Genomic DNA, 25,388 nt, shown 5'->3' with positions numbered 1-25,388 from the left:
TTTTTCGAAAAACATATACTATGGAAGCGAAGCGAGCACGAATAACGAATAAGAAAGGGTTTATCGGATGGAACAGAATATACTGACAAAGGTTTGGGTTGTGGATAAGAATGTGGAAGAACAAAAAAGTTGTGCACATCTTGTGGATGCAGCAAAACTTGTCGAATCAGGAGGGCTTGTTGCGTTTCCTACCGAAACGGTTTATGGGCTAGGGGCGAACGCTTTATCTGATGAGGCTGTGGAAAAAATCTTCGTTGCTAAGGGTAGACCGAGTGATAATCCACTGATCGTCCATATTGGTGAAAAATCACAACTAGACACTGTGGCCACTGACATCCCTGTAAAAGCAAGACAGTTGATGGAGGCATTTTGGCCAGGTCCACTTACAATGTTTCTACCCAAGAAAGCAGGAATCGCCTCCAAAGTAACGGCTGGATTATCTACAGTGGGAGTACGCATGCCTGATCATCCTGTTGCGTTGGAATTGATTAAACAGGCACACGTTCCAATAGCAGCACCAAGTGCAAACCGCTCTGGACGTCCAAGCCCTACTACAGCTCAGCATGTCCTAGAGGATTTAGCTGGAAGAATCTCAGGGATTGTGGACGGAGGAAGCACAGGTGTAGGTGTGGAATCTACGACAATAGACATGACAGTGGAACCGCCGATGATTCATCGACCAGGTGGTATTACTGTGGAGCAAATTGAGCGTGTAATCGGAGAGGTGGCAATTGATCCAGCTTTCTTAACGGAGGAAAAGGAACAACCAATCTCGCCTGGAATGAAATATAAGCATTATGCCCCTAAAGGAGATTTATGGTTAGTATCTGGTCAAGAGGATAAAGTCAGAGCAAAAATGCTGGAGCTTTTAACAGAAGCAAAAGAACAAGGATTAACAACAGGAGTAATGGTACCTAAGGAACATCTGAAGCACTGGGATAATCATGCTCTAGTAGATGTAACGCTTCAATGTGGTTCATTGGCATCATTGGAGGAAGTAGCTCAGGATTTGTATACGGACTTACGCCGATTTGATGAGGAGCAGATTCAGTTTATTTTAGCGGAAACGTATCCACGTGAGGGTCTTGGGCTCGCTGTAATGAATCGTTTAGAAAAAGCAGCATCTCATCGAATTATAAAGGCCTAAACATCTAAAGGAACAACCTGTTATAGAAAAAGAATGTTTACCCCCCTGTCCGCATAAGGTGAAAAAGACAGGGGGGAAGAGTGTGGACGCTACAGTATTTCTTTGGGGACAATTTCTAACATTACTACTAATTGCGATTGCGTTGGGGATGGATGCGTTCTCACTGGGTATTGGGCTTGGTATGGTAGGTCTACGGTTGCGCAAAATTGTGAACATCAGCATTATGATTGGGTGTTTTCATGTTGCAATGCCTCTATTAGGCATTGCAATCGGCTCCTATCTCTCTGATATAGTAGGAGATATCGCTATTTTCATTGGAGGCAGTATCTTGATTCTCCTTGGCGTACATATGTTATGGAGCGTCTTTTTTGGAGAAAATGAGGGGAGTATAGTGAAAACATCAGGTCTTGGACTGATTTTATTTGCTATTAGTGTTAGTTTGGATGCCCTATCAGTTGGCTTCTCACTTGGTTTGATGACAGTGAACAAATGGCTGGCAGTTAGCATGTTTGGTATCGTTGGAGGGATGATGTCTTGTGCTGGGTTACTGCTGGGGAGAAGCGTCGGAGGCTGGATGGGTGAATATAGTGAAATTATTGGCGGTGTTATCCTGCTGATTTTTGGTTTAAAATTTATTTTGTAAGTAGTGTGGACAGAAAGGGGCACCAGAACATGCGAATTTTATTTGTTTGTACGGGCAATACTTGCAGAAGTCCCATGGCAGAAGTTCTTTTCCGTGAACAAGTAAAGGATTTACAAATGGAAATTGCCTCAGCGGGAGTTGCTGTGTTTGAGGGGCAGCCTGCTTCCTTGCATGCCCAACAGGTGCTAGGGGAAAAGGGACTAGCGCATGAGCATGTTTCGAAACAGATAACAAATGACCAAATAAATCAGGCTGACCTTATCATTACGATGACTCAAGGGCATAAAATAGCAATTTTGAGTCATTTTCCTGAAGCGACGGCAAAGGTATACTCATTAAAAGAGTATGCGTATGGAGAGCAAGGCGATATTACAGATCCTTACGGTGGAAGCTTAGAGATATATCGGGCTACAGCGCAGGAATTAGAAAAGGATCTACAAGCCGTACGCGAAAAACTACTGAAGATCGTAAACGCAAAGAATAACGAGTATCGTCAGGATATGGAATGAGTGAAAAAGGTGCTGGAACATTCCCAGGACCTTATTTATTTAAAACACGAACGATTAATTTATTTTATTGATTAATGTTTGTGTTTTGTTGGTAAAACAAGCTTTTCGTAGTTTCCATACTGTATTTCGTTAGGATAATCATGTATAATACATCATATGACGACAAAAGTGAGGGATTGCACAATGAAAGTAGCATTAGCAGCCGATCACGGCGGAGTACATCTAAAAGAAGAGATCAAAAAGCTTTTAACATCCATGCAGATTGCGTTCGAAGATTTTGGTTGTAATTGCGAGACCTCTGTTGATTACCCAGACTATGCTTTGCCTGTTGCGGAAAAAGTAGCTTCTGGAGAGTTTGACAGAGGTATTTTAGTATGTGGGACAGGTATTGGGATGTCCATTGCGGCTAATAAGGTACGTGGAATTCGTTGTGCATTAGTTCATGATACATTCTCTGCCAAAGCAACTCGTGAGCATAATGATACGAATATGCTAGCGATGGGAGAGCGAGTGATTGGACCTGGCCTAGCTCTTGATATTGTGAAAATTTGGCTAGGAACTGATTTTGAAGGTGGCCGTCATGAGAATCGCGTTAAGAAAGTGATGGATATTGAGGCCAAATATTCGGGAGTGAAGTAAAGTGGAAATTGCTCGTCTCAAGCAAGAGATCAGGGACTGTGTGCTGGAATTAGGTAAGGTAGCAAAGCTGCGTGCTGACCAGCTTCTGGTGATCGGTTGCAGTACGAGCGAGGTGATTGGTCAGCATATTGGTAAAGCAGGTAGCGAAGAAGTAGCTAGCGCTATCTGGAAGGGGATTGAAGAAGCTCGGCAACAAACAGGCTTTCAGCTTGCTTTTCAATGCTGTGAGCATTTAAATCGTGCCCTTGTTGTAGAACGTTCTATTTTAAGACAATATGGACTTGAAGAAGTAAGTGTTATTCCGGTACCGCGGGCAGGAGGATCTATGGCAGCCTATGCCTATCAGCATATGCAAATGCCGGCTGTGGTAGAGCATATAAAAGCAGATGCTGGTCTTGATATTGGAGATACCTTTATCGGCATGCATCTGAAGCACGTGGTAGTTCCAGTTAGACTTAGTCGTAAACAAATAGGAGAAGCTCATCTTACAGCAGCCTATACACGACCAAAAATGATTGGCGGAGCACGAGCGGTTTATGAACGTATTGATCAATTAACTTGTACTTAAAGAAAAGCAACTTGGGTTGATATACAATGGTGAACGAAATAGAAGTGCAGATTACCAGGGAGGGATAAGATGATGTTCGATATCTTAAAAGAAAAAGATCCACAAATTACAGAAGCTATTCGTTTGGAATTAGGTCGCCAGCGTGACAAGATTGAGCTAATTGCATCAGAAAACTTTGTTAGTCGTACTGTAATGGAAGCGATGGGGACTGTACTTACTAACAAGTATGCGGAAGGTTATCCGGGTCGCCGCTATTACGGTGGTTGTGAATATGTAGATATTGCAGAAAACATCGCACGTGATCGCGTCAAGGAAATTTTCGGTGCAGAACATGCCAACGTACAGCCGCATTCTGGCGCTCAAGCTAACATGGCGGTTTACTTTACCATTCTACAGCCAGGAGATACTGTATTGGGCATGAACTTATCCCATGGCGGTCATTTAACCCATGGTAGTAGCGTTAACTTCTCAGGTACTCTCTATAATTTTGTTGAATATGGTGTGGATGAAGAGACGCATCTGATTAACTATGAGATCGTTCGAGAAAAAGCATTAGAACACAAACCAAAATTGATTGTAGCTGGTGCAAGTGCGTATCCACGTGAGATTGATTTTGCTAAATTCCGTCAAATTGCGGATGAGGTTGGAGCTTATCTCATGGTTGATATGGCGCATATCGCTGGCCTTGTCGCAGCAGGCTTACATCAAAATCCAGTACCGCATGCTCATTTTGTTACATCCACTACACATAAAACATTACGCGGTCCGCGCGGTGGCTTAATTCTTTGCAAGGAAGAGTTTGCCAAAGCAATCGACAAATCTGTATTCCCAGGAATACAGGGTGGACCATTGATGCATGTCATTGCGGCAAAGGCGGTAGCCTTCGGTGAAGCGCTACAACCAGAATTCAAAGAATACTCCCAGCGTGTAGTCAACAATGCTCGTGCTTTTGCTGCGGCACTACAGGCGGAAGGATTACAGTTAGTGTCTGGTGGTACGGATAATCATCTGGTATTAGTAGACGTACGAAATCTAGAGCTTACAGGTAAGGTGGCAGAGCATCTTCTTGATGAAGTAGGTATTACGACAAACAAAAATACAATCCCATTTGATCCAGCTAGCCCGTTTGTAACAAGCGGTGTACGCATGGGTACGCCAGCGGTTACTAGTCGTGGATTTGATGAGGAGGCAATGAAGGAAGTAGCGGGCATCATTGCTTTGACCCTGAAGAATCCAGAGGATCAAGCTAAGCATGCAGAAGCTCGTGAACGTGTTGCCGCATTAAACAAGAAGTTCCCGCTGTATGAAGGATTGTCTATCTAATCTTTCAGAAACTATTTTTAAACAACCATAAATAATAAACAGGTCCACCTGCCTTACGAGGAGAGGGCCTGTTTTTCTGTGTGTTTCTTCCTATTTATATTTCAATATAGGCGGGGGAAAACTAGCGGGAGAAGCAAACGCACGACATTGATATCAGATATAAGTCAATATTTTCAGGCAAATTGACGTGATAGCTTTGCTCCTTTATGATAAGAAAAGCTTATTTCAAGGAGCCATGGGCTTCGTGTACATAATTGATTTGCTAATAATGAAACGGAGGTACTAACATGAGCCGTGTATATGTATTTGACCATCCTTTGATTCAGCATAAGTTGACGTTTATTCGTGATAAAAATACAGGAACAAAAGAATTTCGCGAGTTGGTAGATGAAGTAGCAACTCTTATGGCGTATGAAATTACCAGAGATATGCCTTTAGAAGAGGTAGAAATCCAAACACCAGTAGCAACTTGTAAATCCAATGTAATTGCAGGTAAAAAAGTAGGGCTCGTACCGATTTTGCGTGCTGGATTAGGCATGGTTGACGGTGTACTGAAATTAATTCCTGCCGCAAAAGTAGGGCATGTAGGGCTGTATCGTGATCCGGAAACGTTGCAACCGGTAGAATACTATGTAAAATTACCATCCGATGTTGCTGAGCGTGAGTTGATTGTTATTGACCCTATGCTAGCAACAGGGGGTTCGGCAGTTGCTGCTATTGAAGCTCTGAAAAAACGTGGTGCTAAGAACCTCAAATTAATGTGTTTAATCGCTGCTCCCGAAGGAATTAAGGTCATCCAAGACGAACACCCAGATGTAGATATCTTTGTAGCGAAAGTAGATGAATATCTGGACGATCATGGCTATATTATTCCTGGACTAGGAGATGCCGGAGATCGTTTATACGGAACGAAATAGGGGGTGTCTTGCTGATGAAAAAGATAAAAGTAATGACGGTATTCGGGACAAGACCGGAGGCTATCAAGATGGCTCCGCTTGTTCACGAGTTAAAAAAACATAAAGATCAGATTGAATCTATCGTATGCGTGACAGCACAACATCGACAAATGTTGGATCAGGTTCTGGAAATTTTCCAGATCACGCCTGACATGGATTTAAATATTATGAAGGATCGTCAGACTTTGATCGACATCACCACCCGTGCATTAGAAAGCTTGGATAAAGCGATCAAAGAGGCACAACCAGATATCGTGCTCGTACATGGCGACACCACGACAACCTTCGTTGCAAGCTTGGCTTCCTTCTACAATCAGGTAGCGATCGGACATGTTGAAGCTGGTCTTCGTACGTGGGACAAGTATTCTCCATTCCCGGAAGAGATGAATCGCCAGCTGACAGGAGTTATGGCTGATCTTCATTTTTCACCAACAGAAGGATCGGCAGATAATTTACGTCGCGAGAACAAGCAAGAGCAAGCCATTTATATTACGGGGAATACTGCGATTGATGCATTACAGACAACTGTGAAGTCTGACTATCAGCATCCTGTCTTGGAAAAGGTAGCAGGCAAAAAGATGGTGTTGATGACAGCCCATCGTCGTGAAAATCTAGGTGATCCAATGCGCCGTATCTTCCGAGCTGTGCGTAAATTGGTAGATGAGCATGAAGAGATCGCCGTGGTTTACCCTGTGCATCTAAACCCAGCGGTGCAGGAAGTGGCACAAGAGTTCTTGGGGAACCATGATCGTATCCATTTAATTGATCCGTTAGATGCGTTTGACTTCCACAACTTTGCTCGTCATGCTCACTTGATTCTGACTGATTCAGGTGGAGTGCAGGAAGAAGCTCCTTCTCTTGGGGTACCGGTACTTGTCTTGCGTGACACCACAGAGCGTCCAGAAGGAATCGCGGCTGGTACGTTGAAATTGGCAGGCACAGATGAGCAACAGGTATATGAGATGGCAAATGAATTGTTAACCAATCCAGTGGCATATGAACAAATGGCGCAAGCAGCAAATCCATATGGAGACGGAAAGGCATCGGAAAGAATTGTAAAAGCAATCCTGTACCATTTTGGTTACATTTCTGATCGCCCAGTCTCTTTTCAACCAAGTCAAGAGAAGTTATTATCTAAATAAAGCATATAAAAGAGGCGTTTTTTCAGAACGTCTCTTTTCCTTTTGTGGCAAATAAAAATCGCGAAAAAAAACTGAAACTTGTGGGCGATTCGCTACGTCTAAACATTGTAATGGATAGGAAAAAAGAGAAAGTTTAGCCAATGGAGAGGGGTTTCAACAATAATGAAAAAGAAGCCAGCTCGGTTTCTGTCGTTAATGCTGGCTACAACTGTAGCATGCGGGGCAATTATTCCTGTTGTGCTGCCTGCCTATGTAGTAGAAGCTGCGACTGTAGGACCGTTAACAATGGTTTGGCAAACGCCAATTGGGGAAGGTACAATCTTAACGCATTATGAAAAGGTCTATGGAAACCAGAAAAGCAAAATCTACATAACAAAAGTCGATCTGAATAATGAATACGTAGAAGTGAAGCCCATTTACGGGACAAATGGACATGTAACAGAAAAACAAAGCATTACGAAAATGACAAATGAAGCAGGAGCAGTTGTTGGTGTAAATGCCGACTTTTTCAATATGTCTCTACGTGGTGCACCATTCGGAATTGTTGTAAAAGATGGACAAACGATTTCTTCAATGGGACATTTACCGTATTACTACAGCTTAGGGATAACTGCGGATAAGACAGCCGCTATTGAGCGATTTGGGTTCACGGGGCTGGTAACCTCGCAAAACGGTAAAAACATGAGCCTGCGCGGAATTAATAAGGAAGAATACTCTTCTTCAGCAGGTAAAAGCCATGAGAACCAGCTTAATATGTATACACCTGCCTTTGGGAAGACCAGTCTAGGAACAATTAAAGGCTATAAAGGTGTGGTTGAGGTAGTCTTTCGCAATGGTATAGCTACTGAGGTTCGAGTGGATCAGCCTGGAGCGGCAATTCCTGCCGATGGCTTTGTTTTATGGGGACACGGGACAGCTGCTCAATTTTTGCAACAAGAGTTTCCTGTAGGCTCTTCTGTGACTGTAGATTCACAAACTACTCCTAATTCAAAAGAGTGGGTCCAAGCAGTGGGGGGGCATGCTTTGCTAGTTAATCAGGGAAAAGTAGCTAACATTTCCGCTGATAAAGCAGTTATGGGGAAAACAGCCCGGACTGGTGTCGGCGTTTCTAAAGACGGAAAGACACTCTACATTGTAAGTGTAGAGCAAGGCAGTGCCAGCCGTGGGGTAACATTGGTCGAATTTGCTCAGATCATGGTTGAAGCTGGCTCTTATATGGCGGCCAATTTTGATGGTGGTGGTTCACAAACATTAGCCGTTCGCATGCTAGGGGAAACAGAAGCCAAATTGGCCAATCGCCCTATGCAGGGAGTAGAACGTCGTGTTCCAACGGGATTAGGTGTATTTAATACGGCACCTGCCGGGGACTTGGCTGGATTCCAATTAACAGGACCTACTGAAACGCTAATTGGACAGGCTATTCAATTTGGAACCAAAGCATATGACAACCACTATTTACCTTATAAAATTGACGCAAACCAGATTTCTTGGGGAGTAGATGGGGATTCTGGATCATTTGAAGGAAGCTCATTTATCGCTCGTCAATCAGGTACATCTGTTGTTACGGCTAGCGTCAATGGAATTCAGACGAAGAAAAATATTCATGTCGTTAGTGGTGCTGAGGTAGAGCAGGTGATGGTATCGCCATCTCCACTTACCGTAATGCCAGGTCAAACATTGCCACTCGATATTAAAATCAAAACGAAAAAAGGGCAGTTGGTCACAGCAACGCCATTATCTGTTACAACCACTGTAAGCAATGAGCTTGTACATATTAATGAACAAATGCAGTTGGTTGCTGGAGAACAAACAGGACAAGCTACCTTGACTGTATCTTATGACGGTAAATCAACCACGGTACCAATTACAGTAGGGGCTACAGAGCAGCAATGGATCAATTTTGATAATATTGCCGGCATTTCGTTTGCAGGAAATCCAGAAGGGTTAACTTCGAAGGGCTCCTTCTTGCTCCAAAGTGAACAAGTGCATCGTTCTGGTAAATCTGCTAAATTAACGTATGATTTCAGCGGAGCATCATCTGCCAATACCCGTTTCGCCTATGGAAAAATGGGGGCAGCTCCTATAGCGATTCCGGGACAGCCTATTGGTATGGGCTTGTGGGTTTATGGGGATAACAGTAACCACTGGCTTCGCGCTGAAGTAATAGATAGCAAGGGCAAAACACATTATGTTGATCTTGCCAAGGAGATAGACTGGACTGGTTGGAAACAGCTTAGAGGCTACTTCCCATCAAATGCGGCTTATCCTCTACAACTGAAGAGTATATATATTGCTAATTTGCCTGAAGGCTCTGAATCGCGCCCGGAAAAGGGAAGCATCTATATGGACGATGCGACACTGTTGGTACCATACGGTCAACAGTTTAGCGATATTGCCAACCACCCTTATAAAAAAGAGATTCTTTATATGGCGGAACAGGAGTTTGTAAAAGGGCTGTCTGCTAACAAATTTGGCCCAGACGTCCCATTAACACGCGCTCAATATGTTGCGCTATTAGCTAGGGTGTTTAATTGGGAGCTACCCAACCAACCTAAATTGAACTTCAAAGATCAAGTGCCTTCATATGCACAAGGTGCAGTACAGGTAGCGGTGTCCATGGAATTGGTGAAAGGGTATAAGGATAATACCTTCCGTCCAGATCAGCCTGTTACACGAGCAGAAGCAGCTATCATACTGGATCGAATCCTGCAACAGCAAGCTACTCCGAAAGTAAAGCTGAAGGATCAGAATCAAATTGCTTCATGGGCATCAGCCTCTGTTTCAAATATAGTAGGACTAGGATTAATTGATCCAATCCAAGGAAGCTTTAAACCTGACAGCCCAACCACACGCGCTGTTTGTGTTGCCGCCTTGTATCGTTTGATTCAACGATAAAGGAAGGACTTAGCCGTCTTTTGCTATCTGCCAAAGACGGCTTTTTTCTATTAAACTGTAATATGTGATTTCATTCTAAAAATTACCTGTTTACTTTTTGGTTATTTCTACTATAGTAATAATGGGAAACTTATAAATAGGATAATCTAAGGGATATCTGTCTCCTTAAAAATATGGTAATATATAGCTTAGTTACTAATTATTGTTATTAAAAGACTGAAGATTCACAAGTGACAAAATTAACTAACTAAAGCTTACGATCTGATGTTTTTAAGGAGTGGATATGATGAAAGGTAGCGATGTAGTTATTGTCAGTGCTGTGCGCACTGCCATCGGTAGTTTTCAAGGAAAGTTATCTTCTGTAAGCGCAACCAGATTAGGAGCAGTAGTGATTGAAGCGGCACTTGCCAAAGCAGGTCTTGATAAACAGCATGTAGACGAGGTCGTGATGGGGAACGTATTGCAGGCGGGACTTGGGCAAAACCCAACGCGTCAGGCGGCCATGCTAGCAGGCATTGGTGAGGAGAAACCCTCATTGACTATTAATAAAGTCTGCGGGTCAGGATTAAAAGCTGTACATATAGCTTATCAGGCTATCCTGTCTGGAGAAGCAGATGTGGTAGTTGCAGGTGGTATGGAAAATATGAGTCAGGCTTCTTATTTATTAGAAGGGGCCAGAGACGGGTATCGCATGGGTGATCAGAAGGTCGTAGACTCCATGGTCCGCGATGGGCTTTGGTGTGCCTTTAATGACTATCATATGGGAATAACAGCTGAAAATCTTTGCGAACGTTATCAGATAAGCCGAGAAGAACAGGATGAATTTGCGGCTTGGAGCCAACAAAAGGCAAACAAAGCGATTCAAGAAGGACGTTTTTTAGATGAGATCGTCCCTGTCACTATCCCGCAAAAAAAGGGAGAGGCTATATTGTTTGAGCAAGATGAGTTCCCGCGAGCAGGTGCAACGGTGGATGCATTAGCTAAACTGCGACCTGCTTTTAAAAAGGACGGGAGCGTCACGGCAGGAAATGCCTCAGGAATTAATGATGGGGCGGCAGCACTAGTCTTAATGTCTTATGCAAAGGCAGAAGAGCTGGGGATTAAGCCTTTAGCTACAATAGTTGCCAATGCAAGCGCTGGAGTCAATCCGCAAGTAATGGGACTAGGCCCAGTACCGGCTACAGAAAAGGCTCTAAAGAAGGCGGGGCTTTCTATAGATCAAATAGATCTGATTGAAGCCAATGAGGCTTTTGCGGCACAAGCAATAGCGGTTGGGAAGGAATTAGGCCTTGATCGAGAGAAGCTAAATGTGAACGGTGGAGCGATTGCCCTTGGTCATCCAATTGGAGCAAGCGGGGCTCGCGTTCTGGTTAGTCTTGTCCATGAAATGTTGAAACGAAGCGATTCTCGCTATGGTCTAGCTACCTTATGCATAGGTGGCGGTCAAGGAATTTCAACAATAATCAAAATAATATAGACAAATTGTGAAAAGTTTGTGTCCTACAGTTCGACAAGTTGACAATGTAGATAAATCTTCGTTAATATGTTAAGGTGTCAACCAAGCTCTTCCATTTCTGGTCTGAAGGGAGAAGCGAACTTGTCAAAAAAGGTAAATAACCCATGGAAAGCTATCGGATTAGTTAGCATGATTGGAGCAGATCTAGCAATATGTATCATAGCCGGAGTCTTATTTGGACAGTATTTAGATGGATGGTTACATACGGCTCCTTGGCTCATGATTGTCGGGCTGTTTCTAGGGTTGGGCGTAGGTATTGTAAGCGTATACCAAATGATACGTCCTTATCTGTAGGGAGATGTAGCATGCAAACATTCTATACTGCCGTACGTAATATCATCCGCTGTGTTTTATGGTCTATTGCCCTTATCGGGGTCCTATGGTTTCTCCTACCTGATTATAGATTGTTTTTTCAGTCATTACTGTTGGGTAGCTTTGCAAGTCTTATCAATGGACTTCTCCTTTATCTGAAGGTATGGAAAATTACTGGTAATATAGGGAAAACCAAGGGAATAGGAATGGTGCAGAGGTTTGCAGTTACAATTATAGCAGTTTTTATAGCCCTAAGATTTCCAGAATTGTTTCAAATTATGGGAGTTATTATTGGACTGCTAGTATTTCAAGTGTTTTCGATTATTTTTGTGTATTACAATCTTAAAAATAGATGATTAGTTCAATATTTGTTAACTGTTTTTCAACAAGTTAAGAGGTAGAATAAAGAGTAAGCTCTTAAAAGGTTGACTAAGGAAGTATTTTTCGAGGGAAAGGGGTGAACAAATTTTGGATCATTGGTCATTAAAATTTAAGCTCGGTGGACTCGTATTCGATATTCCGACCATGCTTATGATTACGTTGACAGCTATTTTGGTTTTTGTCCTACTGGTTGTTTTATCTCGTCAATTAACGACAGGTGTTCCAGGTGGAAGGCAAAACCTTCTAGAGTGGATTGTCGATTTCATCAATAACTTGGCAAGATCGGTTATGGATGCAAAAACGGCTGCAAGGTTTATTACACTTGCTGTAACAGTTTTTCTCTATATTATTCTAGGGAACTGGTTAGGGCTAGGTCTTAACGTAGTTACGCTGCATCACAACGACCCTGCTCAAAATAAGGTAGTTAACGAACAAGTTGTTGAGATGTTGACGATTTCTGGGACTCCTGAGGCTCAGGCTAAGAAAATCGAAAAAGTGGAACATGCACTTGAACCAGGTGGCCATGGTATACACATCGCATGGTGGAAGTCTCCAACGGCTGCTGCAAGTGTGACCTTCTCGCTGGCGCTTACTATCCTTCTTTACTCTCAATACGTGGATATTCGACGTCATGGGCTAGGTACGTACCTGAAGCATTTTCTTAACCCACTCCATATCCTTGAAGAACTGGTCATTAAGCCATTAACACTTCCACTCCGTCTATTTGGTAATATTTTTGCCGGGGAAGTTTTGATTGCCTTCTTAATGAGCACCGGTGTCTTTATTGGTAGTATCCCATTATTAGCGTGGCTTGGTTATTCCGTCTTCGTAGGGGCAGTTCAAGCTTATATCTTCACGACCCTTACAATCATATATATTTCGCAGAAAACGAATGATGGTCACTAATTTTTAATCAACAGAAACTTGAGGAGGATTATTTTAATGAATACTTTGGCTTTAGCAATCGGTATTATCTTTGGTTTAGCTGCATTAGGTGGAGCAATCGGTAACTCACTAGTTATCTCTCGCACAATTGAAGGTGTTGCACGTCAACCAGAAGCTCGTGGTAGCTTGATGGGTCTTATGCTTCTAGGGGTAGGTCTTGTTGAAGCGGTGCCTATCATCGCGGTTGCGGTTGGTTTCATTCTTTACTCCCAAATGTAATTTTACGGGGCGAAGGCTAGCAGGCTAGGCCTTCGCCTTGTTTATGCAACAGTAAAAGATCATTGATTTTTTATCTTTACTTAAAATACTCTTCTGAACCAGGAAGGAGTGAATAGCATGCTAGAGTTTGGAGCGGTAACCCTTGAAGGGGGCACGATGCTCTTTCAAGTACTCGCATTCCTGATACTTCTTTTAGTTGTTAGGAAATTTGCAGTTGGCCCTATAACACAAATCATGGAAAAACGCCGTCAATACGTTGCATCAGAAATTGAAGCAGCAGAACGTAACCGTAAAGAAGCGGAAGGACTACTAGCTGAACAACGCCGCTTGTTAGAAGAAGCTCGTCAAGAAACAAAAGCTCTAATTGAGCGTGCAACTCGTCAAGCACAAGAAGAAGAAGCGCGTATTAAGAAAGAGGCAGAAGAAACGGCGGCTCGTCTGAAAGCGGAAGCAAGTGCAGAAATTGCTCGCGAGACAGAGAAAGCTAAAGAAGAACTACGTACGCAAATGGCAAGTCTATCTGTTATGTTGGCTTCTAAAATTATTGAAAAAGAATTGGACGAAGCTACACAAAAATCCACGATTGATCAGTTCCTGAAACAAGTAGGGGATCGCTTATGAGTGGAGCATTAGCAAAACGTTACGCGCGTGCTCTGTTTGAGATTGCAGAAGAGCGTGGACTCATTGATCAAATTGAAGGTGAGTTAAAAGACCTTGCTGAAGCATTAAAACAGGTACCTGACTTCCATAAATTATTTACGCATCCTCGTATTGCCGTTGCTTCTAAGAAAGAGTTGCTGGAGGAGCTTTTCAAAGGAAAAGCTTCGCAGGAAGTAATCAACTTTCTTTTTGCGTTAGTAGATAACAAACGTGAAAGTGAATTCGCAGAAATAACCAGAGCATACGTAGAAATGGCCAACGATAAACGTGGCTTTGCGGATGCCGTTGTTACTACAGCTAAACCACTGAGCCAGGAAGAATTAGAAGAGCTTGCTATTCAGTTTGGTCAAATGCTGAATAAAAAGCTACGCTTCGAAAGCGTAATAGACCCTACTATTATTGGTGGAGTCGTTGTGAAGATTGGCGATCGTTTATATGACGGTAGCTTGAAAACGAAATTAGAGCATTTTGCGCATCAAATATAAGACGCTGGGTTGAATGGGGTGAATCGTAAGTGAGTGCAATCAGACCTGAAGAAATTAGCTCGCTCATCAAAGAGCGCATCGCTAATTATAAAGCTGAGATCGAAATCGCTGACGTAGGTACGGTTATCACTGTTGGTGACGGTATTGCGCGCGTACATGGTTTGGAAAAAGCAATGGCCGGTGAGCTTCTTGAGTTCCAAAACGGCGTTATGGGTATGGTACTCAACTTGGAAAGCGATAACGTAGGGGTAATTATCCTTGGAGCTTTCCGTGACATTAAAGAAGGTGACACGGTTAAACGTACTGGCCGTGTAATGGAAGTACCAGTAGGGGAAGCGCTATTAGGTCGCGTAGTTAACCCACTTGGTCAACCGATTGACGGATTGGGTCCAATTGCGACTACGGAATTCCGTCCTATCGAAAACAATGCTCCTGGTGTAATGGCACGTAAATCCGTTCATGAGCCATTGCAAACAGGTATTAAAGCGATTGACTCCATGGTACCGATCGGTCGTGGTCAGCGTGAGTTGATCATCGGTGACCGTCAAACAGGTAAAACATCTGTTGCTTTGGATACCATCATCAATCAAAAGGGTAACGGCATGATTTGTATCTACGTTGCCATTGGTCAAAAGCAATCAACAGTTGCTGGCGTAGTTGAAACACTTCGTAAGCATGGTGCTCTTGATTATACAATCGTTGTTTCCGCTACAGCTTCTGATCCAGCTCCATTGCTGTATCTAGCTCCTTATGCGGGTGTAACAATGGGTGAGTACTTCATGTACAAGGGCGGACATGTCCTATGTATTTATGATGACTTATCTAAACAAGCGGCAGCTTATCGTGAGTTGTCCCTATTGCTTCGCCGTCCTCCAGGTCGTGAGGCATACCCTGGTGACGTATTCTACTTGCATTCCCGCTTGTTAGAGCGTGCAGCCAAATTATCTGATGAACTAGGAGCTGGTTCTCTAACAGCACTTCCTTTCATCGAGACTCAAGGTTCTGACGTATCTGCGTACATTCCAACGAACGTTATCTCCATCACAGATGGACAGATCTTCTTGGAAACCGATTTGTTTAACGCAGGTCAACGTCCAGCGGTTAACGCAGGTATCTCCGTATCCCGCGTAGGTGGTTCCGCACAGATTAAAGCAATGAAAAAAGTAGCTGGTCCACTTCGTTTGGACTTGGCACAATATCGTGAGTTGGCTGCGTTTGCGCAGTTCGGTTCCGATTTGGATAAAGCAACACAAGCTCGTTTGACTCGTGGTGAGCGTGTTGTTGAAATCCTAAAACAACCTTCATACCAACCAATGCCTGTTGAAAAGCAAGTTATCTCTATCTTCGCTGCGACAAAAGGCTTCCTAGACGAAATTGCTGTGGAAGACGTTCGTCGTTTCGAAAAAGAATTGCTTGCCTTCATCGACTCCAATAAACCACAGTTGTTCGAACATATCCGTACAACAAACGAATTACCGGATGAAAAAGAATTAGGAGCAGCGATCGAAGAGTTTAAAAAAGGCTTTGCTCCAAGCCGTTAATCTTCGGCATCGATAGATTTTGTGCATGCTGGGTTCAGAAGAATTCAGCATGCATTTCCCAAGGTGGTGAAAATGAGTGGCTCAAGGTATTCGTGAAGTAAAACGACGTATAAAAAGCGTTAAAAACACGCGTCAGATCACGAAAGCGATGAAGATGGTGTCTACTGCAAAACTTCGCCGTGCCCAAGACCAAGCGCAAGCGGCTCGCCCGTATGCTCAAAAGGTTCAAGAGGTAGTAGCAAGTATTGCCGCAGGAAGCACTGGCTTTAAACATCCGATGCTTCAAACCCGTCCGGTGAAGAAGACAGGATATATCGTAATTACTTCTGACCGTGGACTCGCAGGAGGATATAACGGGAATATCATCCGTAAGGTTCTTCAGGCGGCTAACGAAAAGCATAAATCTAAAGATGAGTATGCGATCTTTGTTATCGGACGCAAAGGCCGCGATTTCTTTGTGAAACGTAACTATCCTGTTATTGAAGAGGTAGTTGGAATGCCGGAAAACCCTAGTTTTTCTGACATTAAGCAAATTGCGTACACAGCAGTTAAATTATATGCGGAAGAACAGATCGACGAACTCTATCTCTGCTATAACGAATTTGAATCTGCTATCTCGCAAGTTCCACAGGTGAAACGCCTGTTGCCACTTCAATCAATTGAATCGGATTCACAGGCCTCTACAGTTAACTATGATTATGAGCCTTCTGCAGAAGAGGTTCTCGCAGTGCTTTTGCCAAAATATGCAGAAACGCTAATCTATAGTGCTGTATTGGATGCGAAAGCTTCAGAGCACGGAGCGCGTATGACCTCGATGGGTAATGCGACTGATAATGCATCTGATATTATCGATCGTTTGACACTCTTCTATAACCGTGCTCGTCAGGCAGCCATCACGCAAGAAATCTCCGAGATTGTTGCGGGTGCGAACTCACAAGTATAACAAAGACAGTTATAAAGGCTTCCAATTAGCTTTTAGGAGGGAAGATTTAAGATGGCGAAAGGGCGCGTAGTTCAGGTAATGGGACCGGTTGTTGACATTGAATTCGACAATGGTCACCTGCCTGCTATCTATAATGCGATCAAAATTTCTTATAAAGCACAAAGCTCCGGGGAACGCGACATTGATCTAGTATGTGAAGTTGCGCTTCATTTGGGAGATAACCAAGTTCGTACAGTTGCGATGTCTTCTACAGACGGTTTAATCCGTGGTATCGAAGCAATCGACACAGGTGCACCAATTTCTGTACCTGTAGGTGAAGTTACATTGGGCCGCGTATTTAACGTATTAGGCGATCCAATCGACGAAGTAGAAATGAACGATGTTCCTCGTCGTGATCCGATTCACCGTCAAGCACCTGCTTATGAAGACCAAGCAACTTCTACTGAGATCCTAGAAACAGGTATCAAGGTTGTTGACTTGCTAGCACCATACGTAAAAGGTGGTAAAATTGGTCTATTTGGTGGTGCGGGTGTAGGTAAAACCGTACTAATTCAGGAATTGATCAATAACATCGCGCAAGAGCACGGCGGTATCTCAGTATTCGCTGGTGTAGGTGAGCGTACTCGTGAGGGTAATGACCTTTACCACGAAATGAAGGATTCCGGTGTTATCGCTAAAACAGCGATGGTATTTGGACAAATGAACGAACCACCAGGTGCACGTCTACGTATCGCACTGACTGGTCTTACAATGGCTGAGTATTTCCGTGATGAAGAAGGCCGTGACGTACTTCTGTTCATCGATAACATTTTCCGTTTCACGCAAGCTGGTTCTGAGGTATCCGCCCTTCTTGGACGTATGCCATCTGCGGTAGGTTACCAACCAACACTTGCTTCTGAAATGGGTAGCTTGCAAGAGCGTATCACTTCCACGAAAAAAGGTTCTGTTACTTCTATTCAAGCGATCTACGTACCAGCGGATGACTATACTGACCCAGCACCTGCTACTACGTTTGCTCACTTGGATGCAACAACTAACCTGGATCGTGGTATTTCCGAGTTGGGTATCTATCCAGCGGTTGACCCGCTAGCTTCTACTTCTCGTGCACTAGCACCTGACATTGTAGGTCAAGAACACTATGAAGTAGCTCGTGGCGTACAGACAATCCTACAACGTTATAAGGAATTGCAAGATATCATCGCGATCCTAGGTATGGATGAGTTGAGCGATGAGGACAAACAAACCGTAGCGCGCGCACGCCGTGTACAACGTTTCTTGTCCCAGCCTTTCCACGTTGCTGAACAATTTACTGGATTCCCTGGTAAATATGTACCAGTTAAGGAGACTGTACGTAGCTTTAAAGAAATTCTTGATGGTAAACATGATGATTTGCCAGAGTCAGCTTTCCTATTTGTAGGTACGATTGAAGAAGCAGTTGAAAAAGCAAAGAACATGAAGTAAGACAACCCTGAAAGGGGAGACGGTAATGAGCAAAATGGTAATAGAGATCGTTACTCCTGAACGGGTTGTCTATAGCGGAGAAGCCACAATGGTCATTGCACGAGGCGTTGAAGGTGAGTTAGGTATTCTTCCTAACCATACGCCGCTAGTGACTCCGTTAAAAATTGCTCCTGTTCGGATTAAGCAAGAAGGCGACAAAGAGACCGTAATCGCAGTTAGCGGCGGCTTCATGGAAGTTCGCGGCCAAGAGGTAACGATTTTAGCAGAAGCAGCAGAGCAATCAACAGACATTGATGCAGCTCGTGCAGAATTAGCAAAACAACGTGCCGAAAAACGTCTCAATGAGAAGTTTCCAGATCTTGACGTTCATCGCGCTGAGTATGCCCTACAACGCGCAGTTGTACGTTTAGATGTGGCACGCCACAAGTAAGCGAAAATCCCCAGGCATTTTAATATGCTTGGGGATTTTCTTTTGGAAGTTGGAAATATGCCTCTAGTTATGTGTATAATAAACCTAATGTACTTGAGGATTACTATGAGGTACTCTGTGAAACGCAGTTGTGGATAAGGAGAGTGTAATATGCAAACGATACAAGATCTTCGCACAAAAGGTAGCGACGATATTATTATTCCGAAAGGCTATGATATGCATGGCTGGAGCACCGTGTTCTCTCATGAGATGAACGTATTGTTTAAAGCCGTTTGCTATGCGGTGAGCAAGCTAGAGACAAAAGAAGAAATGTTAAAGTCCATCTATTCTACTAGAGCATTGGAAGGAACTTTCGATACATTGGATAAAAATAAATTCCATGACGAAGAGAACTATGAAAACTATGTGGCTCTATTGGAGAAGTACGCTAACTTTTTGAAGCGTTCTAACTATGAGTATCCGGCAACAGCTCAGGAAGCGTTAGAGATGTTCATTAAATGGGGACTAGTAATTGATAAAGGAACAAGCCTAGATGTACCAGTAGATCCCTTCCCAGAAGTAGTAGATACATTCGAGCTTCGTGATGATGAAATGTTCGCTTTGTATCACATTCGTTTGGAGTCGTTGATTCATCCAGTATTTAGCCAGTTAGTAATGTATCTACATGAAAAAGAAGAGAATGAATTCTCGTTATCCAAAAATGAGATCAAGGAAATTCTAGGAGGCATTAACGATAATATGCTAACAGAAGTCTTGATCAAATTAACACCATACCTAGAAGAGCCGATTGAACGTTTCCAAGAAATTCCGGATAATGAAAAAATGGAATTCAAAGTGGTATGGGAGCGTATTTACGAGGATTTCTTGGGTACAGATAATCCGCAAGCTCTTCAATAAATGTTATTCGAAATACAAATTTTACCATAAAAAATTAAAAATGACTGCCCTTTAGCGTATAGACAATTATACGGAAGGGCAGTTTTTTTAAATTTTGTAAAAACATGACTTTAGGCCTAAAGGAATAAAGAAAAATATAGAGAAATTAATATGTACTGATTTTTTAGAAAACTCAGTATGCCATTATATTTTTTTAAAATTTATTATTTTTAGGAGGGATCATCGTTGTTACGAAAACCGAAAAAGATTACATCAATAGCACTAGCTACTAGCTTATTGCTAGGAGTTATCCCGTATAATGTTATGGCGGCGACTCCAAAAGAAGGTCTAGAATTGGACGCCCTATTAGACGTTAACGAGTTAACAAAGGCAAAGGTAACGGGAGAAACTGATGAAGAAGTTTCTACTGGCCCTGCGTACATATCTCCTGCTTTGGATACCAAGTCTTCTAAAATGGTCACGGTTATTGTCCAATTAAAAGCTGACCCAGTTGTTGTAACGAAAGGAAAGTCGAAAAGTTCTGAAAGAGAAGCCCGTTCACTAGTATCTGATGATCAGGATGATTTTGAAGGACTTATTGAAGACAAGGGCCTTGATGTAGATATCGAGAAGAAGTTTGAAGAAGTATTTAATGGAATGGTAGTGACTCTGCCTGCAAATGAAATCCCTAAGCTGGCTGAACTGCCTAATGTAAAAGCTGTTTATAACAACATTAACTACTATTCCCAACCAGAGGTAGAGGTTGTATCTGAGACAGCCGATCTACCACCAGGACATTATGACGCGAACCCTCTGAAAGCAATGAAAATACCTGAGATGTGGAAGCTAGGCTACACGGGAAAAGGCTTAAAAGTAGGTGTTATTGACACCGGTGTGGACTATTTGCACCCTGACTTAAAGGATGCCTATAAGGGTGGTTATGACTCCTACGACGATGATGATGACCCATATGAGCAAAAGCCAATCCCAGTTGAAGAAGATCCAGAGGGGAAAGGTTATAAAGGCTCACATCACGGTACTCACGTAGCTGGCACAATTGTGGGGCGAGCTTCCAATAAAACATCTGATGTTCATGTTCGTGGAATTGCCTATGAGGCTGATCTTTATTCATACCGTGTATTAGGACGACATGGCGGAAGCTCGGCTCAAGTAATTGATGGAATTGAACGTGCTGTTAAAGATGGCATGGATGTTATCAATTTGTCGTTAGGCTCTGATTTGGAAAAGAGCCCTGACTCACCTGATGCTATCGCATTAAATAATGCTGTATTGGCTGGGGTTATTCCAGTGGTAGCTAACGGAAATGCTGCTAATAATAATCCAAATCAATATTATTATACAGCCGGATCTCCAGCAGGAGCTAAGTTAGTTATTTCTGTAGGAGCAACTACGCCACCAGTAGAGTTGTATACCAGTACAGCTACTACCTCCTTCGGTAAAAACTATGAATTTAAAGTAGCCAGTTATGAAACAGGTCTAAATGATTTTGCGAAGATAGTGGGCACAGATGCCCTCCCGCTTGTATTTGCTAACCTAGGAATGAATTCTGATTTTGCTAAAGTAGATGTGAAGGGCAAAGTGGTCTTAGTTTCACGCGGTGGAGTAGCTTTTGTGGACAAGATCTCCAGTGCGAAAAAAGCGGGAGCAAAAGCGATTATTATTTATAATGGCAATGATGCAAATGGAGACGGCATTGCAGATCCAGATCCAGTAGGTCGTGACGATTACTTTAATTCCTATCTTGGCGATCAAATGGATGCAATTCCTACCTTTGATATGAAAGGAAAAGAAGGCCGTGAATTGGTGAAGCTAATTCAAGCTGATCCAAGCAAAGCTACCATTACGTTTAGCAGCGAGTATCCTAAGACGGAAGAAAAAGGCGATCTAATGGCTGACTTTAGTTCGCGTGGACCAGCTATGGATGATGAGTACTCAATTAAGCCAGATGTTTCGGCTCCAGGGGTAAGTATCCTGTCAGCTAAGCCAACATGGAAAAAGGATTTCCCAGATGCGAATTACGATCATGCATACCAACGCCTAAACGGTACAAGTATGGCGACACCGCATGTAGCAGGTCTGGTATTGCTTTTAAAACAGGCTCACCCGGATTGGACGCCATTTGATGTAAAGGCGGCTATGGCTAATACTGCTGTTGAAATCAAGGATGGCAATGGTGTTCTATATGATGTGTATTCCCAAGGCTCTGGTCGTGTAGATGGTTTGGCAGCGCTAAAAACACCAGCTCTGCTACAAACAGTTGAAAAGACCAAAATCCTAGATAAAAACATGAATGAAAAGTATGTTACCAACTACGGAACAAATGTTAGCTTTGGTTTAGTTTCCAGAGACATGAAAAAACCGTTAGTTAGAACTCTTCAATTAAAAAATACTTCCGATGAAGAGGTTGAATACGAAGCAGAAGTTATTATGCACGAAAAGGTAACATCTGTACCAGGAAAACCAGCGACAACTACTAATGTGGACAACCTGAAAGTGAAGCTGTCAGAGGATGACTTCACCGTAAAACCTGGAAAGTCCCTACAATTTAATTTGCAGATAGAGGCTAAGAAAAAAGTAAAGGACGGCGTATATGAAGGTGAAGTTCGTCTGAAGAGCCAGGATGGACACCCTGACTTGCATCTGCCGTTTGTTATTCATGTAGGTGATGAAAGAGAAGAAAACAAATTCGGTTTTGATAGCTTTAAGCTCTCCAGCACTCAGGTTAATCCGGATTCACTCACTTTCTCTGCATCTGCCGACTTGCAGGCAAAGGATATTAATCTCATTGAGCTACAGATTTGGGGTCTAAATGACGAGAAGCTAGGTACAATGGCTGTAGAGAAGAAGACAGACAAAAAAGGAAATCTTCAGTTATTGAAACCAGGAAAGCTTTCCTTTAAAAACCTAACTGGGGAATATGTAAGTACAAAAACTGGTAAACTGACTAAGCCGGAAAACGGAAAATATAAAGTAAGAATCTTTGGATATCAGTATGATCCAGAGAATCCAGTTGAAAAAGAGGAAGATATAAAAATTAAATATGAGGCTTGGAGTGCTATTTCCATTCAAGGTCCAGTTGATGAAGAAGACCGTGAAGACATCAGGGAATTAGTTAACGAAGCAGCCGATGATTTCTCTGCAAAGATTGTCAATGTAAGCGAATTGAATAAGCAAGTGTTGAAGCTACCGAATGAAACAGATGAAATTACTTATAAAGTTGTAGAAAGCTCTAACCCTGATTTGATCGACAACGATGGCTTCCTAGTAAAATTGCCAAAGAAAAAACAGAAAAAGCCAGTGTATCTTACCGTTTATGTATCTTCTGTAAAGGTGCCTTCGATTAAAAAGGCAGTCGTTGTAGATGTAGTGCTGCAACCGAATAAAGGTAAGGGAAAAGGAAAAGGTAGACTTCCTGCTCCAAGCGAAGTAGAAGAACAAGTTGAGCAGCAACTTAAGCAGCAAGCTGAACAAACTGAGCAACAAGTGGCCGAACCTACTGTTCAGTAAGACAGTTGCATGTTTAGGAGGAACTAACGCCAAGTAACAAAGGGTCTTACCTGCACATCTCTGCTGCAGGTAAGACCCTTATATTTTATTCGCGTAATATTTTTTCATAAAATAAACAAAAATCTGATAAAATAAGTATATAAATGTACGTAGGCTAATAAAAGTCTGAGTTTTTGTAAGGGCTTTCGTTGTACAGAAATGTACTGATTTGCTATAATTATGAAGAAATTCGAAGACCTACAGCACAATGGAGGGAAATAAGATGGATGCTATTTATGCAAACAATTATGTGATTGTAGCCATCTTTCTGCTTCTTGGTGTTTTGCTTCCAGTTGCCACGGTAAGCATCATTGGGCCTTTATTACGTCCTAATAAACCGAGCGCTGAAAAGCAAACAACATACGAGAGCGGAAATATCCCGATTGGAGACAGTTGGGTTCGTTTTAACGTCAAGTATTATATCTTTGCTCTACTGTTCGTTATTTTTGATGTAGAAACGTTGTTTTTGTATCCGTGGGCAGTAGCTTTTAATGAATTAGGGCTTTTTGCTCTCGTGGAAATGTGTATTTTCATTGTTCTTCTGATTATTGGACTGTTGTACGCATGGAGAAAGAAGGTGCTTGAATGGAATTAGATTTGAAAAGCATCGAACCAGATTTACAGGAAGAATTAAATCGGAATGTTCTGTTTACGAGTTTAGAGACATTAAAAGGATGGGTAAGAAGCAACTCGCTATGGCCGCTTACGTTTGGATTAGCCTGTTGTGGGATTGAAATGATGGGGACAGGCGGTTCTCACTATGACCTAGATCGATTCGGCGTCATTTTTCGCCCTTCTCCTAGACAGTCAGATGTGATGATTGTGGCTGGAACAGTAACCAAAAAAATGGCGCCATTATTAAGACGCTTGTATGATCAGATGCCAGAGCCAAAATGGGTTATTGCCATGGGGTCCTGTGCTACGGCGGGTGGTCCCTATATTAAATCGTATAGTGTAGTAAAGGGTGTTGATCAAATATGCCCTGTCGATGTTTATATTCCAGGTTGCCCGCCAAGTCCAGTTGCGTTGATCTATGGTATTAATAAATTGCAAGAAAAAATCCGCTATGAAGCAAAGACCGGAAAGCGGGTGGATCAGCAATGAGTGAAGAAAAAAGAAAGCCTACACCGGAAGAAAAGGCAGCAGCAGTGGCGGAAGCGAAGGCAAAAGCGGCGGCGGCTGTAAAAGCTAAATTGGCACAGCAAGCAGAAGCGAATGTAGCTGATGAGGAAACAAACGAACCTCCAACACAAACAATGACACAAGATGAGCCTTCCTCTAGTTCTTCCGTACCCGATGAACAATCGATAGCGAAAGCAAAACTCGAAAGAAATATTACGACGGAAGCGAGTGAGGAGCTGGCTGTCCAAGAGAAGGGCTTACAAGCAAGTGAAGAGATGAACGCAGGACTACCTACAGAGGCTGATGCAGATGCCAAGGCTAAAGCAGCAGCGAAAGCAAAGGCAGCGGCGGCAGCAAAGGCGAAGGCGGCCGCGGCAGCAAAAGCAAAGCTCAAAAGTGGCGCTACGACTACAGAAAACCCTGCGCAGTCTATTCAAGAAAAAAATACACAAGCAAGTGAAGAAGTGACCACAGGACTACCAACAGAGGCTGATACAGATGCCAAGGCTAAAGCAGCAGAAAAAGCGAAAGCAGTAGCAGCGGCGAAAGCAAAAGCGGCAGCAGCCGCGGCGGCAAAGGCGAAAACAAGCGAAGAAACTGTAACAGCAGAAGTTCCCCCCTCAAAGAATCAACCCTACCTAGATCGTTTTGTACAAATCATTACAGAGAGATTTGGCAAAGAAAGCATCGAAGAATCCTACGTTAACACTTTATCAAAAGAAGTTCCCACCATGACGATAAAAAATCAGCTTTGGCAAGACATTGCACTCTTTTTAAAGCAGGAGTCAAGCTTACAATTTGATTACCTTTCCAACCTACACGGCGTCGATTATGAAGACCGGATGGAAGTCTACTATCATCTGTATTCGTATGCGCATCAGCAAAGCTTGGCCATTAAGGTGAAAACTACGCGTGAAGCACCATCTGTGGCTTCTGTTGTAGATGTGTGGCGAGGGGCAGATTGGAATGAGCGCGAAACATATGATTTGTTAGGAATCCACTTTATAGGACATCCCAATCTGGTTAGAATCATGATGCCAGATGAGTGGATTGGACATCCGTTGCGTAAAGATTATGAGCCTTTTGATGAGGGGGTATAACCTTGAGT

Annotated in this window: 25 protein-coding genes; all 25 read left to right on the top strand. The window is 42.9% G+C overall.

What is annotated here, in order from left to right; genetic code table 11:
• Positions 1–79 precede the first annotated feature (79 nt).
• The 25 genes from O0550_RS07750 (at position 80) to O0550_RS07630 (ending at position 25,380) form a co-directional block, all read left to right on the top strand.
• Positions 80–1,147: an L-threonylcarbamoyladenylate synthase gene (locus O0550_RS07750; RefSeq protein ID WP_258426038.1), complete on the top strand. Its 1,068-nt coding sequence runs from the start codon at positions 80–82 to the stop codon at positions 1,145–1,147.
• Between the two features lie 82 nt (positions 1,148–1,229).
• Positions 1,230–1,790, top strand: a complete 561-nt coding sequence (locus tag O0550_RS07745) for a manganese efflux pump MntP (protein WP_003334233.1) — start codon at positions 1,230–1,232, stop codon at positions 1,788–1,790.
• A gap of 29 nt (positions 1,791–1,819) precedes the next feature.
• A complete protein-coding gene (locus O0550_RS07740) occupies positions 1,820–2,299 on the top strand; it encodes a low molecular weight protein arginine phosphatase (RefSeq protein ID WP_258425973.1) in 480 nt (159 codons plus the stop codon).
• A 183-nt stretch (positions 2,300–2,482) separates the two neighbouring features.
• Positions 2,483–2,938: a ribose 5-phosphate isomerase B gene (gene rpiB, locus O0550_RS07735; protein ID WP_003334235.1), complete on the top strand. Its 456-nt coding sequence runs from the start codon at positions 2,483–2,485 to the stop codon at positions 2,936–2,938.
• 1 nt (position 2,939) lies between these two features.
• Positions 2,940–3,506: a TIGR01440 family protein gene (locus tag O0550_RS07730; RefSeq protein ID WP_096886464.1), complete on the top strand. Its 567-nt coding sequence runs from the start codon at positions 2,940–2,942 to the stop codon at positions 3,504–3,506.
• A gap of 69 nt (positions 3,507–3,575) precedes the next feature.
• Positions 3,576–4,829, top strand: a complete 1,254-nt coding sequence (locus O0550_RS07725) for a serine hydroxymethyltransferase (RefSeq protein WP_396125749.1) — start codon at positions 3,576–3,578, stop codon at positions 4,827–4,829.
• Positions 4,830–5,116: 287 nt separating this feature from the next.
• On the top strand, positions 5,117–5,746 hold the full coding sequence (upp, locus tag O0550_RS07720) for a uracil phosphoribosyltransferase (RefSeq protein WP_003334238.1): 630 nt from the start codon (positions 5,117–5,119) through the stop codon (positions 5,744–5,746).
• 14 nt (positions 5,747–5,760) lie between these two features.
• Positions 5,761–6,927 carry a non-hydrolyzing UDP-N-acetylglucosamine 2-epimerase gene (gene wecB / locus O0550_RS07715; RefSeq protein ID WP_258425972.1) on the top strand — a complete coding sequence of 389 codons (1,167 nt, stop codon included), beginning with the start codon at positions 5,761–5,763 and terminating at the stop codon, positions 6,925–6,927.
• Positions 6,928–7,089: 162 nt separating this feature from the next.
• Positions 7,090–9,822, top strand: a complete 2,733-nt coding sequence (locus O0550_RS07710; protein ID WP_101669296.1) for a phosphodiester glycosidase family protein — start codon at positions 7,090–7,092, stop codon at positions 9,820–9,822.
• Positions 9,823–10,108: 286 nt separating this feature from the next.
• Positions 10,109–11,299: an acetyl-CoA C-acetyltransferase gene (locus O0550_RS07705; RefSeq protein WP_258425971.1), complete on the top strand. Its 1,191-nt coding sequence runs from the start codon at positions 10,109–10,111 to the stop codon at positions 11,297–11,299.
• A gap of 120 nt (positions 11,300–11,419) precedes the next feature.
• A complete protein-coding gene (locus tag O0550_RS07700) occupies positions 11,420–11,632 on the top strand; it encodes an AtpZ/AtpI family protein (protein WP_003342311.1) in 213 nt (70 codons plus the stop codon).
• 11 nt (positions 11,633–11,643) lie between these two features.
• Entirely contained in the window at positions 11,644–12,006 is a 363-nt protein-coding gene (locus O0550_RS07695; protein WP_022586153.1) for an ATP synthase subunit I, read from the top strand.
• A gap of 112 nt (positions 12,007–12,118) precedes the next feature.
• On the top strand, positions 12,119–12,937 hold the full coding sequence (atpB, locus tag O0550_RS07690) for a F0F1 ATP synthase subunit A (protein WP_181747569.1): 819 nt from the start codon (positions 12,119–12,121) through the stop codon (positions 12,935–12,937).
• 36 nt (positions 12,938–12,973) lie between these two features.
• Positions 12,974–13,195, top strand: a complete 222-nt coding sequence (gene atpE, locus O0550_RS07685; protein ID WP_003334246.1) for a F0F1 ATP synthase subunit C — start codon at positions 12,974–12,976, stop codon at positions 13,193–13,195.
• 117 nt (positions 13,196–13,312) lie between these two features.
• Positions 13,313–13,816: a F0F1 ATP synthase subunit B gene (gene atpF / locus O0550_RS07680; protein WP_003334247.1), complete on the top strand. Its 504-nt coding sequence runs from the start codon at positions 13,313–13,315 to the stop codon at positions 13,814–13,816.
• Entirely contained in the window at positions 13,813–14,340 is a 528-nt protein-coding gene (locus O0550_RS07675) for a F0F1 ATP synthase subunit delta (RefSeq protein WP_003334248.1), read from the top strand. Before atpF ends, O0550_RS07675 begins: the two co-directional genes overlap by 4 nt.
• A 29-nt stretch (positions 14,341–14,369) precedes the next feature.
• Positions 14,370–15,881 (top strand): F0F1 ATP synthase subunit alpha, encoded by a 1,512-nt coding sequence (atpA, locus tag O0550_RS07670; protein WP_003334249.1) that lies wholly within the window; start codon positions 14,370–14,372, stop codon positions 15,879–15,881.
• Between the two features lie 76 nt (positions 15,882–15,957).
• A complete protein-coding gene (gene atpG, locus O0550_RS07665; RefSeq protein WP_003334250.1) occupies positions 15,958–16,824 on the top strand; it encodes an ATP synthase F1 subunit gamma in 867 nt (288 codons plus the stop codon).
• Positions 16,825–16,875: 51 nt separating this feature from the next.
• On the top strand, positions 16,876–18,285 hold the full coding sequence (gene atpD / locus O0550_RS07660; protein ID WP_003334251.1) for a F0F1 ATP synthase subunit beta: 1,410 nt from the start codon (positions 16,876–16,878) through the stop codon (positions 18,283–18,285).
• A 25-nt stretch (positions 18,286–18,310) separates the two neighbouring features.
• Positions 18,311–18,715 (top strand): F0F1 ATP synthase subunit epsilon, encoded by a 405-nt coding sequence (locus tag O0550_RS07655; RefSeq protein WP_003334253.1) that lies wholly within the window; start codon positions 18,311–18,313, stop codon positions 18,713–18,715.
• A gap of 150 nt (positions 18,716–18,865) precedes the next feature.
• Positions 18,866–19,612, top strand: a complete 747-nt coding sequence (locus O0550_RS07650; RefSeq protein WP_101669294.1) for a DUF6042 family protein — start codon at positions 18,866–18,868, stop codon at positions 19,610–19,612.
• A 225-nt stretch (positions 19,613–19,837) separates the two neighbouring features.
• Entirely contained in the window at positions 19,838–23,119 is a 3,282-nt protein-coding gene (locus O0550_RS07645) for a S8 family serine peptidase (RefSeq protein WP_258425970.1), read from the top strand.
• Between the two features lie 262 nt (positions 23,120–23,381).
• Positions 23,382–23,753 (top strand): NADH-quinone oxidoreductase subunit A, encoded by a 372-nt coding sequence (locus O0550_RS07640; protein ID WP_003334256.1) that lies wholly within the window; start codon positions 23,382–23,384, stop codon positions 23,751–23,753.
• Complete coding sequence (locus O0550_RS07635; RefSeq protein ID WP_003334257.1) at positions 23,744–24,262, top strand: NuoB/complex I 20 kDa subunit family protein; 519 nt, start codon at positions 23,744–23,746, stop codon at positions 24,260–24,262. The genes O0550_RS07640 and O0550_RS07635 overlap by 10 nt, the downstream gene beginning before the upstream one ends.
• Entirely contained in the window at positions 24,259–25,380 is a 1,122-nt protein-coding gene (locus O0550_RS07630; protein ID WP_258425969.1) for an NADH-quinone oxidoreductase subunit C, read from the top strand. Before O0550_RS07635 ends, O0550_RS07630 begins: the two co-directional genes overlap by 4 nt.
• Positions 25,381–25,388 lie beyond the last annotated feature (8 nt).

The organism is Brevibacillus halotolerans (assembly GCF_026891775.1).
GTDB lineage: Bacteria > Bacillota > Bacilli > Brevibacillales > Brevibacillaceae > Brevibacillus_B > Brevibacillus_B halotolerans.
The sequence above is the reverse complement of the archived record's forward strand: the minus strand, read 5'-3'. Positions and strand labels throughout refer to the sequence as shown.

Excerpts from the sequence above, each read along its gene's own strand:
- O0550_RS07740 (WP_258425973.1), top strand. The coding sequence starts at position 1,820 with ATGCGAATTTTATTTGTTTGTACGGGCAATACTTGCAGAAGTCCCATG.
- rpiB (WP_003334235.1), top strand. The coding sequence starts at position 2,483 with ATGAAAGTAGCATTAGCAGCCGATCACGGCGGAGTACATCTAAAAGAA.
- O0550_RS07725 (WP_396125749.1), top strand. The coding sequence starts at position 3,576 with ATGATGTTCGATATCTTAAAAGAAAAAGATCCACAAATTACAGAAGCT.
- upp (WP_003334238.1), top strand. The coding sequence starts at position 5,117 with ATGAGCCGTGTATATGTATTTGACCATCCTTTGATTCAGCATAAGTTG.
- wecB (WP_258425972.1), top strand. The coding sequence starts at position 5,761 with ATGAAAAAGATAAAAGTAATGACGGTATTCGGGACAAGACCGGAGGCT.
- O0550_RS07710 (WP_101669296.1), top strand. The coding sequence starts at position 7,090 with ATGAAAAAGAAGCCAGCTCGGTTTCTGTCGTTAATGCTGGCTACAACT.
- O0550_RS07705 (WP_258425971.1), top strand. The coding sequence starts at position 10,109 with ATGAAAGGTAGCGATGTAGTTATTGTCAGTGCTGTGCGCACTGCCATC.
- O0550_RS07695 (WP_022586153.1), top strand. The coding sequence starts at position 11,644 with ATGCAAACATTCTATACTGCCGTACGTAATATCATCCGCTGTGTTTTA.
- atpE (WP_003334246.1), top strand. The coding sequence starts at position 12,974 with ATGAATACTTTGGCTTTAGCAATCGGTATTATCTTTGGTTTAGCTGCA.
- atpF (WP_003334247.1), top strand. The coding sequence starts at position 13,313 with ATGCTAGAGTTTGGAGCGGTAACCCTTGAAGGGGGCACGATGCTCTTT.
- O0550_RS07675 (WP_003334248.1), top strand. The coding sequence starts at position 13,813 with ATGAGTGGAGCATTAGCAAAACGTTACGCGCGTGCTCTGTTTGAGATT.
- atpD (WP_003334251.1), top strand. The coding sequence starts at position 16,876 with ATGGCGAAAGGGCGCGTAGTTCAGGTAATGGGACCGGTTGTTGACATT.
- O0550_RS07655 (WP_003334253.1), top strand. The coding sequence starts at position 18,311 with ATGAGCAAAATGGTAATAGAGATCGTTACTCCTGAACGGGTTGTCTAT.
- O0550_RS07650 (WP_101669294.1), top strand. The coding sequence starts at position 18,866 with ATGCAAACGATACAAGATCTTCGCACAAAAGGTAGCGACGATATTATT.
- O0550_RS07640 (WP_003334256.1), top strand. The coding sequence starts at position 23,382 with ATGGATGCTATTTATGCAAACAATTATGTGATTGTAGCCATCTTTCTG.
- O0550_RS07635 (WP_003334257.1), top strand. The coding sequence starts at position 23,744 with ATGGAATTAGATTTGAAAAGCATCGAACCAGATTTACAGGAAGAATTA.
- O0550_RS07630 (WP_258425969.1), top strand. The coding sequence starts at position 24,259 with ATGAGTGAAGAAAAAAGAAAGCCTACACCGGAAGAAAAGGCAGCAGCA.